This is a genomic window from Prauserella rugosa (assembly GCF_000719975.1).
Classification (GTDB): Bacteria; Actinomycetota; Actinomycetes; order Mycobacteriales; family Pseudonocardiaceae; genus Prauserella; species Prauserella rugosa.
Window position 1 is genome coordinate 1 of sequence record NZ_JOIJ01000039.1, and the last position, 12,350, is coordinate 12,350.

Consider the following 12,350-nt stretch of genomic DNA (forward strand, 5'->3'; position numbering starts at 1 on the left):
CGCGGATGTGACCGCCGACCTGTTATTGGGCAACGACCCGGGCGTTCGCGTCCCGGAAGCCGCTGCCATGGTCTACCTGCACATGCCGGTTGACGCGGCTCTGTCGATGTCCGACAGCGGCTGCGAGCTCGACGGCTATGGGCCGATTCCGGCTGCGGTGGCGCGGGAGATCATGACCAACCGCGACAGCACCTGGCGCAAAGTCCTCTGCGACCCGGCTACCGGTCAGCCCATGGATCTTGGCCGAACTCGCCGACGGCCCAACGCGGCCATCCGCGAACTCGTCCGAGTCCGCGACCGGGAATGCGTCGTGCCCTGGTGTCGACGGCCTGCTCGGCACTGCGACCTCGACCACCAACGCGAGTGGGCCACCGACAACGGGCCCACTTCAGCGGCCAACACCGCACCACGGTGCCGTCGACATCATCGGATGAAGAACGCGCCCGGGTGGATCACCCGCTACGACCCACACCACGGCACCTCGTCCATCACCACACCCGGCGGAACCACCTACACCGGCAGACGCCGAAGGGGATGTTGCGCGTCCGATGTGTCGTTGCCGTATACAGCAAGTGATGGAGTCGCCGTCGGGGCGACACTGACGAGCTGAGGAGGAACCGTTGTCGAACAAGGCCGCCGTCTTGTTCCGCGTGGTCGCCGTGGCCGAGGCGTTCTCGTGGGCTGGCCTGCTGATCGGCATGTTCCTGAAGTACGTCGTCGAGCTCGGCGAAGGCGGCGTGCCCGTGCTGGGCGCGGTGCACGGCGCGATGTTCGTGCTGTACCTCGTGGTGACCCTCGGCGTCGCCAAGCCGCTGGGCTGGAAGTTCGGCACCGTCGTCACGGCCGTGCTCGCCAGCATCCCGCCGCTGTTCACGTGGTGGTTCGAGGCATGGGCCCTGCGCCGCGGCAAGCTCGACGGCCCGCAGCACGTCGAACACGGCGGCACGTCGCTGTTCGTGCGCCGCACCGCGAACGCCTGACGCCCGCACCGAACCCGCCGAGCCCGAGCGCACGCGGCCGGCCTCGCGTCACTCGACGAAGTCGCCGGCCGCTTTCCGCACGCGCGTCAACAACTCGGTGAGCTGCTCGGTCTGCCGGTCGGTCAAACCGACCAAGCCGAAATCGATGTCGGTGACGGCCTTCGTCGCCGCCTCGTAACGATCGTGGCCGGAATCGGTGATCTCGACGAGAGTGGTCCGCCGGTCGGTCGGATGCGGCAACCGGTTGACGAGGCCGTCCTTCTCGAGCCGATCGACGATGTTGGTCACGCTCGTCGGATGCAGCTGGAGCCGCTCACCCATCACCCGCATCGGCAACGCGCCGCGCTGGGAGAACGTCAACAACACCAGCGCCTCGTACCGGGCGAACGTCAACCCGTGCGCCTTCAGCGCGCCGTCCACCGCCGACTGCACGATCTGCTGAACCCGCATCACGCCGGTCACGGCCGCCATGGTCTCGGAAGGCCCGATGCGGTCCTCCCACAGCTGCGCCGCGCGGGCGATCGGGTCGAACGGCAACGGACGGTTCATGGCGCACGAAGTTAGCAGCGCGCTCCCGCCCCACAGCCACGCGCCCCGGGCCCGGCGCGCCCCGCTTTCCGCCGGCCCGGCTGTGCGGCAGGCTCACCGGCAGCACACACCCAACCCACATCCAACGCACATCGAACTGCGAATCCAGAGGCCACGCGCCCCGACCACAAGGAGAACGACCATGATCGTCGCGTTCAGCGTGAGTCCGGCCGGAGCCGCCGACGGCGAGGCCGACGGGGGAGTGAGCGAAGCCGTCGCACGGGCCGTCCGCGTCGTACGCGAATCGGGCCTGCCCAACCGCACCAGCTCCATGTTCACGGAGATCGAAGGCGAATGGGACGAGGTCATGGCCGTCGTCAAGCGCGCCGTCGACGCGGCAGGCGAGGGCGCCGCCCGCGTCGGTCTCGTCCTGAAGGCCGACATCCGGCCCGGCTACACCGGCCAGCTGGACGCCAAGGTCGAACGCGTCGAACACCACCTTCGCGCGGAGTGAACGACGGCCGTCGCGCACCCGCGCCCAACTGCGGATTCGCTAGGATTCCACCGGTAACGAAGATGTCCGCAGTCCGTGCCAGGATGGAACCGTGACACAGCCACGCAACACGCCAGGGGTACCAGCGGCGCTCTCCGGAGCGGTCGACCTGTCCGGTCTGAAGCAGCGCGCCGAGTCGACGAAGCAACAGCCCGCAGGCTCGCCCGCGGGCGGTGACGCAGCGCAGCCGCCGACCGGCGCGGCCGGCGCCGGCGGCTCCAGCGCCCCGGGTGGCGGCGCCGTCGTCGACGTCACCGAGGCGACGTTCCAGTCCGAGGTCGTCGACCGGTCCATGGAGACCCTCGTCGTCGTCGACCTGTGGGCCGAGTGGTGCGGCCCGTGCAAGCAGCTCAGCCCGGTGCTCGAGAAGCTCGCGGCCGAGTCCGGCGGTGCGTGGGTCCTCGCGAAGGTCGACGTGGACGCCAACCCGCGCATCTCGCAGCTGTTCGGCGTGCAGTCGATCCCGACGATCGTCGCCATCGCCGGTGGCCAGCCCGTCGACGCCTTCTCCGGCGCGCTGCCCGAGCCGGAGATCAAGCAGTGGCTGGACCGGCTGCTGGACGCTCTGCGCGACAAGCTTCCCGGCATCCGTGCCGCGGAGCAGTCAGGCGGCGCCGAACCCGCTGAGGAACCCGAGGACGAGCGGTTCACCGAGGCCGAAGAGGCCTTCGCGCGCGGCGACTTCGCCGCGGCCGAAGCGGCCTACCAGCGGATCCTCGACGCCGAACCCGCCAACGAGCAGGCCAAGGCCGCCCTCAACCAGGTTCGCTTCGCGGCACGTGCGGGCCAGAGCGACCCGTCGGTCATCGCCAAGGCGGACGCCGACCCTTCCGACGTCGACGCCCAGCTCGCGGCCGCCGACCAGGAGGTCGCCCAGCAACAGGTCGAGGCCGGATTCCGGCGCCTCATCGACCTCGTCCGCCGCAGCGCCGGCGAGGACAAGAACCGCGTCCGCGAACACCTCGTCGGCCTGTTCGAACTGTTCGACCCGGCCGACGATCGCATCGCCAAGGCCCGGCGTGACCTGGCCAGCGCCCTGTTCTGAGGACGCCGTACGGCGGGCACACGTGGGGCCGCGGGTGGGATCATCCCACCCGCGGCCTACTTGTACGTGTCGGTGCAGGCCTGCGAGCCCTCGAGGAATCCGTTGCGGAGTGCCTCGATGCGGGCGAAACCGTTGGCGACGCGATGTCCCTCGATGTCCGCGGCCAGCAGGCTCCGGGGCTGCAGCAACTCGGCGATCGCCTCGTCGAGGTCGCCGGGGGAGAGGTACAGACCCTTACCGTTCGGACTGTTGACGTACTGGGCCCACGCGCCGACGAGACACGCGGTGCGCAGCCCGGCCTGCGAGCCCTTCGCCGGCGCGCCGACGCCCTTCTGGATGCCCTGGACGTACCGCGACGCGACCTCGGAGAACGCGGCGAAATCGCCGAGACCGGCGTCCGGGGACTCCTGGCCGGTCATCTCCGCCTGTTGATCCGCGGGCTGGCCGATCTCGGCCAGCGTCGTCATGTCGAGGTTCACCTCGTTGTCCTGTTCGCAGTACGACACCGGAGGGGTGGACACCCCGCGGCGGCAGGTGCCGTCGCCCTCGACGAGCTTCGGGGCGTCGACGCCCGCGCCGGAGAACGCGTCGTCGAGACTCATCTGGACGTACTCCATCGTCGTCCAGCTGATGTCGGCCTCACCCCGCGTCTCCCGGTCGGCGGCGTTCTTGAACGGCACCTCCGTGATGCGCTCGTCGGCCTCGGCCTGGTCGATCTCGGCGCAGCGGGCGCCACCCTCCTCGAAGCCGAGCTGCACCGCATAGGTGCGGTCGAACCCGGAGCCGTGCGCGCCCTCCTCACTGAAATCCGCACCGGCGGGGTCACGGATCATGAACAGCGCGCCGAGGACCTCGTTGAGTCCGTCGGAGGTGGACAGCTCGAAGTACTTGCTGTTGCCCTCGGCGATCCACCGCATGTGCGCGCCCATGAAGCAGTCGGCCTGCTGCTCCTTGACGATCGTCGAGGTGTTGTCGTCGATGCCGGCCTTCTCACCGAGCCGGGTCTGCACGGCATGCCCGAACTCGTGCGACAGCACCGCCGTCACGGCCATCTCGCCGAACTTCTCCTCCAACAACGGCAGAAGCACCTTGCGGTCCCAGGCCACCATGTCGTTGAGGGGGCAGTAGAACGCATTCATCGCCAGGTCGGCCGTGTTCGCTCCGCAGACCTCCTTGGCGGTGCTCGTCGGGTCGTAGGACAGCAGCTCCGACACCGGCTTGAACTTCTCGTCGAAGTCCCTGGGCATCTCCTTCTCCCAGTAGTCGGTGACGTCGGCGACCGAGGCCAGTGCCAGCTGGTCGGCGTGGGAGTCGGTGGCGCCCTCGGCCTTCAGATCGGGCGTGGGTGCACCGTCCTTCAGTCCGCTGTCGAAGTGCGTCACCGGAAGACCCGCGACGTCGCCCTCGGTCTGCAGTTCTCCCGTCACCTGCTCACCCGCACAGCCGGTCAGTACCAGTGCGACGGCGCTGAAGACCGCGGCGATCCGGACGGCCGTGACGCGCGTTCGGCGCCCCCCTGTGTTCATAGGGGTGCACCTTACTGAGTCGCCCCCGCCCGGGTGTGGAGATCCGGACGAACCACCGCGCGCGCCGGAATGATCACAGCCCCCGTGCGGCGAGGCGACGATCAAGTAGGTTCAATCGCACCATGAGAGCAGTCCGTCGCTTCACGGTGCACGCGCGCGTCCCGGACCAGCTCGCCGGTCTCACGGCGCTGGCCACGAACCTGCGCTGGACCTGGCATCCGCCCACCCGCGATCTGTTCGCGTCGATGGACGACCCGCTGTTCCGCCGGATCCGCGACCCGCTGCGCATGCTCACCGAGATCCCCGCGGGCAGACTCGAGCAGCTCGCACGTGACGAGGACTTCCTGGCACGCACCCGCGCCGCCGTCGATGACCTGCACCGGTACCTCACCGAACCGCGCTGGTACCAACGGCTGGCCGAACAGCACGACCGGGTTCCCGCCGCCGTGGCGTACTTCTCCATGGAGTTCGGCGTGCACGAGGCGCTGCCGAACTACTCGGGCGGGCTGGGCGTGCTCGCGGGCGACCACCTCAAGGCCGCCTCCGACCTCGGGGTGCCGATCATCGGCGTGGGGCCGCTGTATCGGGCGGGCTACTTCCGTCAGTCGCTGTCGCTCGACGGCTGGCAGGTCGAGCACTATCCCGTGATCGACCCCGACGGGCTGCCGCTCGAACTGGTCACCGACCCGTCGGGACGGCCCGCGCTGGTCGACGTCGCCATGCCCGGCGGGCGCAGGCTGCACGCCCAGATGTGGAAGGCCAGCGTCGGCAGGGCGGTTCTGCTCCTGCTCGACACCGACGTCGACGACAACGACGACGACCTGCGCCGCGTCACCGACCGGCTCTACGGCGGAGACGCCGACCACCGCATCCGGCAGGAGATCCTCGCCGGTATCGGCGGGATGCGCGCGGTGCGGCGCTACTGCGAGCTCACCGGCCATCCGCAGCCCGAGGTGTTCCACACCAACGAAGGGCACGCAGGCTTCCTCGGACTGGAACGGGCCAACGAGATCCTCGGCGACCCGGCAGGCCGCGACCTGGACTTCGACGAGGTGCTGCCCGCGGTGCGCGCCGGGACCGTGTTCACCACGCACACCCCGGTGCCCGCAGGCATCGACCGGTTCCCCGTCGACCTCGTACAGCACTACTTCGGGGACGGAGCGCTCGTTCCGCATGTCGAGCCGCGGCGCATCCTCGCGCTCGGCGCCGAGGAGAACCCGGGCATGTTCAACATGGCCCACATGGGTCTGCGGCTCGCGCAGCGGGCCAACGGCGTCTCGGCGCTCCACGGACGCGTGTCACGGCGCATGTTCGCCGGCCTGTGGCCCGGATTCGACGACGACGAGGTGCCGGTCCGCTCGGTGACCAACGGGGTGCACGGGCCGACGTGGGTGGCGCGGGAGATGACGGCGCTGCTCGGGGGCAACGACGAGGAATGGGGCCACGAAGGCGACGGGGACGGCAGGCGCATCGCCGCCGACGTCACCGACGAACAGCTGTGGGCTCTGCGCCGCGAACTGCGCACCAACCTCGTAGGGGAGGTGCGCCGCCGCGCCCGCGACGCGTGGCTGCAACGCGGCGCGTCGGCGCTCGAACTGGGCTGGACCGAGCGGATATTCGACCCCGACGTGCTCACGATCGGCTTCGCCCGCCGCGTGCCGACGTACAAGCGGTTGACGCTGATGCTCCGCGATCCCGAGCGGCTGCGCAGCCTGCTGCTGGACGAGCAGCGGCCCATCCAGATCGTCGTGGCGGGCAAGTCGCATCCGGCCGACGAGGGCGGCAAGGCGCTCATCCAGCAGATCGTCCGGTTCATCGACGACGACCCCGAGGTGCGCAGGCGCATCGTATTCCTGCCGGACTACGGCATGTCCATGGCGCGCTACCTCTACCGCGGCTGCGACGTGTGGCTGAACAACCCCACCCGTCCGCTCGAGGCGTGTGGCACCTCCGGCATGAAGGCGGCGCTGAACGGCTGCCTGAACCTGTCGATCCGCGACGGTTGGTGGGACGAGTTCTACGACGGCTCCAACGGCTGGGCGATCCCCACCGCAGACGGCGTCACCGACCCGCTGCAGCGCGACGACCTCGAAGCGGCCGCGTTGTACGACCTGATCGGCCAGCAGATCGCGCCGCTGTTCTACGACCGCGACGACCGTGGCGTGCCCAGGGGCTGGATGTCGCGCATCTGGCACACCCTGCGCACGCTCGGGCCGAACGTGCAGGCCTCGCGGATGGTGCGCGAGTACGTCGAGTCGTACTACCTGCCGGCCGCCGCGACGGGAGCCGAGGCCGCTGCGGACGGCTACGCGGGTGCGCGTGCGTTCGCCCGGTACCGCACCCGCCTGGAGACCGCGTGGCCCCGCGTGCGCATCGCCGACACCGAGCTCGTCAGCGACGGCGCGGACACGCTCGTGGTGGGCTCGGACGTGCGGGTGCGCGCCCACGTCGACCTCGCCGGTCTCGATCCGAGCGAGGTGGACGTACAGGCGGTGGTCGGCAGGGTGGGCGACACCGACGACCTGCAGGACGCGGTGCACGTGTCGATGGATGCGGTCGAACGGGGCGTGTTCGAGGCGCGGCTGCGCCTGCCGCACGCGGGTGCGCTCGGCTACACGGTGCGCGTGCTGCCGCGGCACCACCTGCTCGACAGTCCCGCCGAACTGGGCAAGGTCGTCGTGGCCTGACGCCCGGTCGATGCCGTGGATGCGCGCCGGGACATGTGACGAGACGAGGCCAGGCCCACACGTGGCATCGGCGCACGCGTCGGCGACAATGTGCACCGTGAACGCGGCGCACGAGAACACACGGGACGGCGGACCGGACAACCTCGAGGATCTGATGATCCACACCTCGGGCGTGGAGGTACGGCGAGGCGGCAACAAGCTGCTCTCCGACCTGGACTGGTCCGTGGAGCTGGACGAACGTTGGGTGATCCTCGGACCGAACGGTGCGGGCAAGACCACGCTGCTCAAGTTGGCCGCGGCCGAGCTGCATCCCACGTCGGGCACGGTGCACATCCTGGGCGAGCGCCTCGGCCGGACCGACGTGTTCGAACTGCGCACGCGGATCGGCTTCACCTCGGCCGCCGTCAACGCGCGCGTGCCCGGCGACGAGAAGGTGCGGGACGTCGTCGTGAGCGCGGGCTACGCGGTCATGGGCCGGTGGCGGGAGCGCTACGACGAGCTCGACACCGAGCGGGCCGACGAACTGCTGGCCGCGCTCGGCATCGCCCACCTGGCCACGCGGGAGTACGGCACGCTCTCGGAGGGTGAACGCAAGCGCACGCTCATCGCCAGGGCCCAGATGACCGACCCGGAGCTGCTGCTGCTCGACGAGCCTGCCGCGGGGCTGGACCTCGGCGGCAGGGAGGACCTGGTGGCGCGCCTGTCCGGGCTGGCGCTCGACCCGGATGCGCCCGCCATGGTGCTGGTGACCCACCACGTCGAGGAGATCCCTCCCGGATTCACCCACGCGCTGCTGCTCGCCGAGGGACGCGTCGTCGCGGGCGGCCTGCTCGACGACGTGCTGACGGCCGAGAACCTGTCCGCTACGTTCGGTCAGGACCTCGTGCTGGAGCGCTCTGGTGATCGCTACTTCGCGCGGCGCAGGTAACCTCGGAGACCGACTACCGGCCGGTAACCTCACCGGGCGGCACGCACGACGAACAAGGCGTTCAAGGAGGAAGGCGTGGGCGAGTTCGTACGACTCGAGGTCGAGGCAGGCGTCGGCACCATCAGGCTGGACCGGCCCCCGGTCAACGCCCTGAACAACCAGGTGCAGCGCGAGCTCGCCGAGGCCGCGAAGGAGGCCGGCGAACGGGACGACGTCCGCGCCGTGATCCTCTACGGCGGGGAGAAGACCTTCGCCGGCGGTGCGGACATCAAGGAGATGGCCGCCAAGTCCTACGTCGAGATCAACACGTTCGGCGCGGAGCTGCAGGCGTCGCTGGCCTCGATCGCCGAGCTGCCCAAGCCGACGGTCGCCGCTGTCACCGGCTACGCGCTCGGTGGTGGGCTGGAATTGGCCATGACCGCCGACCGCCGTGTGGTGGGCGACAACGTCAAGGTCGGCCAGCCGGAGATCCAGCTGGGCATCATCCCCGGCGCAGGCGGCACCCAGCGGCTCACGCGCCTGGTCGGGCCGAGCAAGGCGAAGGACATCGTCTACACGGGACGGTTCGTCAAGGCCGACGAGGCGCTCGCGATCGGCCTGGTCGACGAGGTCGTCGCCCCGGACGAGGTGTATGCGGCCGCGCACAAGTGGGCCGCGCAGTTCGCGAACGGTCCCGCGGTCGCGCTGAAGGCGGCCAAGGCCGCCATCGACGGCGGACAGGATCTGGACCTGCGCAACGCGCTGAAGCTGGAGACCCAGTTGTTCACCGCGCTGTGGGCCACCGAGGACCAGGCCGCGGGCATGCAGTCGTTCATCGAGAACGGCCCCGGCAAGGCCGAGTTCAAGGGGAAGTGACGAGGCGTGTCCCATTCGACGACACCGTCCGGCACGCCCTCCGACCCGGCGCCGAATCCGCACGCGAGCGCGGAGGAGGTCCAGGCGGCCTACGGTGACCCCAAGCTCGCCAACGTGCTCTACCACGACTGGGAGGCGGGCACGTACGACGAGAAGTGGTCGATCTCGTACGACGAACGCTGCATCTCCTACGCGACCGACGTGTTCGAGGCCGTCGCCGGTCGCGAAGGACAGCCGTATCCGACGGCGATGGAACTCGGCAGTGGCACGGGTTTCTTCCTGTTGAACCTCATGCAGGGCGGCGTGATCAAGAAGGGTTCGGTGACCGATCTGTCGCCGGGCATGGTCGAGGTCGCGCTGCGCAACGCCGAGCGGCTGGGGCTGGACGTCGACGGCCGGGTCGCCGACGCCGAGCGCATCCCGTACGACGACAACAGTTTCGACCTCGTCGTCGGCCACGCGGTGCTGCACCACATCCCGGACGTCGAGGCGGCGTTGCGCGAGGTGCTGCGCGTGCTCAAGCCCGGGGGACGGTTCGTCTTCGCCGGTGAGCCGACGAAGATCGGTGACTTCTACGCGCGCAAGCTCGGCCAGCTGACGTGGTGGCTCACCACGAACCTGATGAAGCTGCCGATGCTCAACGACTGGCGCCGGCCGCAGGCCGAACTCGACGAGTCGTCCCGTGCGGCGGCTCTCGAGGCCGTGGTCGACCTCCACACGTTCGATCCGTCCGAACTGGAGCGGATGTCGTCGTCGGCGGGCGCGGTCGACGTCAAGGCCGTCACCGACGAGTTCAGTGCCGCACTGGCTGGCTGGCCGATCCGCACGTTCGAGGCGGCGGTACCCGACGAGAAGCTCACGCTGCGGTGGCGACTGTTCGCCTACAAGCTGTGGCTCCGACTGTCTGCTGTGGACAAGAAGCTGCTGTCGAAGGTGCTGCCGCGCGAGCTGTTCTACAACGTGATGGTCACGGGCACGAAGCCGCCCGCGCCGGTCGAACTGTAGGCAGCGACGAGCGTTGCCGTACGCGTTCACCCTCGCCGACGTCGAGTACCTGACCTCCGCCGACGGTGCGCGGGCGCTCGCCGCCTGCGACGCACTGCCGTTGACGGACGCGAGCTGGCTGGCCGACGTGGCCACCGCGCGCCGCGAGGTCGGTGAGCGCTACGCGGCCGTGCTCGAGACGGTCCTGCTGCGCAGGAAGTCGGCGTCCAAACTGGATGACGCCGGGTCGTGGTTGCTGACCGGGGACGCACTGCAACAGGCCAGTGCGTCCCCGGTGGCCGCGCATCGGGCCCGCAGGCTCGCCGGCAGGGACGTGCACGACGTGACGTGTTCGATCGGTGCCGATCTCGCCGCGCTGGCCGGCACCGCGGCCCGCTGCGTCGGCTCGGATCTCGACCCGGTGCGATTGGCGATGGCCCGGCACAACTGCGGGCAGGCCGGCGTTGCTCCGTTGATCGTCCGCGCCGACGCGCTGACCCCGGTGACCCGCGACGCCGTCGTGGTGGCCGATCCGGCGCGGCGCGATTCCTCGGGCAGGCGCACCTGGCGGCCGGGCGATTTCGTGCCCGCTCTCGACGAGCTCGCCGACGTCCATTCCGGACGGGACATCGTCGTCAAGTGCGCCCCCGGTCTCGATCCGGCCGCGGCTCCGTGGGCGCGCGAGGTGGAGCTCGTGTCGCTGGACGGGCAGGTGCGGGAATCGTGTCTGTGGAGCGCCGGGCTGGCCACGGCCGGCAGGCGCGCGACCGTGCTGCACAGCGGCGGTGCCGAGTGGACGATCACCGATGCCGAGTCCGACGACGTGGCTGTCGCCGAGCCGGGCGAGTGGCTCGTCGATCCCGACGGGGCCGTGGTCCGTGCGGGACTGGTGCGGCACTACGCCGCCCGGCACGGGTTGTGGCAACTCGACGAACGGATCGCCTATCTCACCGGTGACGTCCCGCCGCCCGGCGTCCGTGCGTTCCGGGTGCTGGAGTTCGGCCGGTACAGCGAGAAGGAGCTCAGGGCCGTACTGCGCAGGCGGGGCATCGGCCGGGTGGAGATCCTCGTGCGGGGTCTGGACGTCGACCCCAACACGTTGCGCCGCAGGCTCAAACCGTCGGGTGCCGACGAGGCGAGTGTCGTCCTGACCCGGATCGGGAGGACCCCGACGGCGTTCGTCTGCCGCGCCGAACGCGTCCCCGGGTGAGCGCCGCTCGGGCGGTGGGGGTCACAGTTCGGTGTGTCCGGATCACCACCGTCGTCGGTAGCGCGGACGGGCGCGACGGGCATAGCGTGCTCTGCCGCAGGGCACAGTCGGTCGTGGAGGAGGAACGATGTCGCGGGTGCGGAGGCTGAGCGGGCTCGCGCTGGCCGCAGCGCTGGGCGCAGGGGTCGCAGGGGGTGCCGCCGCGGTGGCCGGGCCGGGCCAGGACGTGGCGCACGGCGGTGGGGAGCCGGCGAACCTCGGTCAGGTGAAGCTGGACGTACAGGACTACTACGGCGACTGGGTCGACGACGAGGGCAAGCACCATCACTCGCAGGACAGCCGTTGGGCGAAGGACACGCAGGCCGAGCTCGATCGTGCCACGCGCTACCTGGAGCAGCGGCTGAAGCGCGGCGTCGAGAACCCGGCGATCGTGCTCGACATCGACGACACCTCGATCGTGTCGTACGGCTGGGAGGCCGACAACGACTTCGGCTTCGACCCGGCCGCCCAGGAGGACGCGATCAATCGCGGCGAGTTCCCCGCGAACGAGGCCACGCTGGAGCTGGCGCAGTGGGCCGATGCGCGCGGAGTCGACGTGTATTTCCTGACCGGGCGCGACGAGCACCAGAAGCCCGCGTCCATGCGCAACCTGGCGAACATGGGATACCCCGAGCCCGCCGACGCGTTCTTCGACCCGGAGACCGAGGAGCAGGTCCCGGACTACCTCGAGTGCGGCCTGGACTGCACGACGGTCGAGTACAAGTCGGGCACGCGCGCGCACCTGGAACAGACCGGCGCGACGGTCGTGCTGAACGTCGGCGACCAGTACAGCGACCTTGAAGGCGGCCACGCCGAACGGTCGGTCAAGCTGCCCAACCCGATGTACTACATCGACTGATCGCCTGATCCAGGAAGCTCAATCGAAGAGACAGCGCTCGCCGCGAACCGCCGTCCCTCAGAAGGGCGGTGGTTCGTCGGGGCGCGGTTGTGTCGGGGTGAGGACGGGTCGGCGTCTGCCGGTGTAGGTGGTTCCGCCGGGTGTGGTGATGGACGA

Annotated in this window: 12 protein-coding genes; 10 read left to right on the forward strand and 2 right to left on the reverse strand. The window is 70.0% G+C overall.

All coding sequences use genetic code 11. The features are described 5' to 3' along the window. Positions 1–7 precede the first annotated feature (7 nt). Both IF64_RS27370 and IF64_RS0124500 read left to right on the forward strand, forming a co-directional pair. Entirely contained in the window at positions 8–610 is a 603-nt protein-coding gene (locus IF64_RS27370) for an HNH endonuclease signature motif containing protein (protein WP_169741971.1), read from the forward strand. A 10-nt stretch (positions 611–620) separates the two neighbouring features. Further along, positions 621–980 carry a DUF3817 domain-containing protein gene (locus tag IF64_RS0124500; RefSeq protein ID WP_030534538.1) on the forward strand — a complete coding sequence of 120 codons (360 nt, stop codon included), beginning with the start codon at positions 621–623 and terminating at the stop codon, positions 978–980. Between the two features lie 48 nt (positions 981–1,028). On the opposite strand, the gene IF64_RS0124505 is transcribed toward IF64_RS0124500, so the two are convergent. Further along, on the reverse strand, positions 1,029–1,529 hold the full coding sequence (locus IF64_RS0124505; RefSeq protein ID WP_030534539.1) for a MarR family winged helix-turn-helix transcriptional regulator: 501 nt from the start codon (positions 1,527–1,529) through the stop codon (positions 1,029–1,031). A gap of 181 nt (positions 1,530–1,710) precedes the next feature. On the opposite strand from IF64_RS0124505, the gene IF64_RS0124510 reads away from it, so the two are divergent. Both IF64_RS0124510 and trxA read left to right on the forward strand, forming a co-directional pair. Beyond that, positions 1,711–2,022 carry a thiamine-binding protein gene (locus tag IF64_RS0124510; RefSeq protein WP_030534540.1) on the forward strand — a complete coding sequence of 104 codons (312 nt, stop codon included), beginning with the start codon at positions 1,711–1,713 and terminating at the stop codon, positions 2,020–2,022. 91 nt (positions 2,023–2,113) lie between these two features. Continuing rightward, a complete protein-coding gene (gene trxA, locus IF64_RS0124515) occupies positions 2,114–3,106 on the forward strand; it encodes a thioredoxin (protein ID WP_030534541.1) in 993 nt (330 codons plus the stop codon). A 56-nt stretch (positions 3,107–3,162) separates the two neighbouring features. Here trxA and IF64_RS0124520 read toward each other — a convergent pair whose 3' ends face one another. Continuing rightward, the gene (locus IF64_RS0124520) at positions 3,163–4,632 is read right to left on the reverse strand and encodes a neutral zinc metallopeptidase (protein WP_030534542.1); all 1,470 of its coding nucleotides are present in this window, start codon (positions 4,630–4,632) and stop codon (positions 3,163–3,165) included. A 122-nt stretch (positions 4,633–4,754) separates the two neighbouring features. Here IF64_RS0124520 and glgP point away from each other — a divergent pair, with 122 nt between their 5' ends. The 6 genes from glgP (at position 4,755) to IF64_RS0124550 (ending at position 12,194) form a co-directional block, all read left to right on the forward strand. Then, positions 4,755–7,319, forward strand: coding sequence for an alpha-glucan family phosphorylase (gene glgP, locus IF64_RS0124525; protein WP_030534543.1), 2,565 nt, complete (start codon positions 4,755–4,757; stop codon positions 7,317–7,319). A gap of 154 nt (positions 7,320–7,473) precedes the next feature. Continuing rightward, on the forward strand, positions 7,474–8,247 hold the full coding sequence (locus IF64_RS0124530) for an ABC transporter ATP-binding protein (RefSeq protein WP_030534544.1): 774 nt from the start codon (positions 7,474–7,476) through the stop codon (positions 8,245–8,247). 75 nt (positions 8,248–8,322) lie between these two features. Further along, positions 8,323–9,102 carry an enoyl-CoA hydratase/isomerase family protein gene (locus IF64_RS0124535; RefSeq protein ID WP_030534545.1) on the forward strand — a complete coding sequence of 260 codons (780 nt, stop codon included), beginning with the start codon at positions 8,323–8,325 and terminating at the stop codon, positions 9,100–9,102. A gap of 6 nt (positions 9,103–9,108) precedes the next feature. Continuing rightward, a complete protein-coding gene (locus tag IF64_RS0124540) occupies positions 9,109–10,107 on the forward strand; it encodes a class I SAM-dependent methyltransferase (RefSeq protein ID WP_030534546.1) in 999 nt (332 codons plus the stop codon). A gap of 13 nt (positions 10,108–10,120) precedes the next feature. After that, positions 10,121–11,296: a THUMP-like domain-containing protein gene (locus IF64_RS0124545; protein ID WP_030534547.1), complete on the forward strand. Its 1,176-nt coding sequence runs from the start codon at positions 10,121–10,123 to the stop codon at positions 11,294–11,296. Between the two features lie 127 nt (positions 11,297–11,423). Next, positions 11,424–12,194, forward strand: a complete 771-nt coding sequence (locus IF64_RS0124550; protein WP_030534548.1) for an HAD family acid phosphatase — start codon at positions 11,424–11,426, stop codon at positions 12,192–12,194. Positions 12,195–12,350 lie beyond the last annotated feature (156 nt).

Bases quoted from the DNA above. Each gene is read 5' to 3' on its own strand.
- IF64_RS0124505 (WP_030534539.1), bottom strand. From the start codon at position 1,529: ATGAACCGTCCGTTGCCGTTCGACCCGATCGCCCGCGCGGCGCAGCTG.
- IF64_RS0124510 (WP_030534540.1), top strand. From the start codon at position 1,711: ATGATCGTCGCGTTCAGCGTGAGTCCGGCCGGAGCCGCCGACGGCGAG.
- IF64_RS0124520 (WP_030534542.1), bottom strand. From the start codon at position 4,632: ATGAACACAGGGGGGCGCCGAACGCGCGTCACGGCCGTCCGGATCGCC.
- glgP (WP_030534543.1), top strand. From the start codon at position 4,755: ATGAGAGCAGTCCGTCGCTTCACGGTGCACGCGCGCGTCCCGGACCAG.
- IF64_RS0124530 (WP_030534544.1), top strand. From the start codon at position 7,474: ATGATCCACACCTCGGGCGTGGAGGTACGGCGAGGCGGCAACAAGCTG.
- IF64_RS0124550 (WP_030534548.1), top strand. From the start codon at position 11,424: ATGTCGCGGGTGCGGAGGCTGAGCGGGCTCGCGCTGGCCGCAGCGCTG.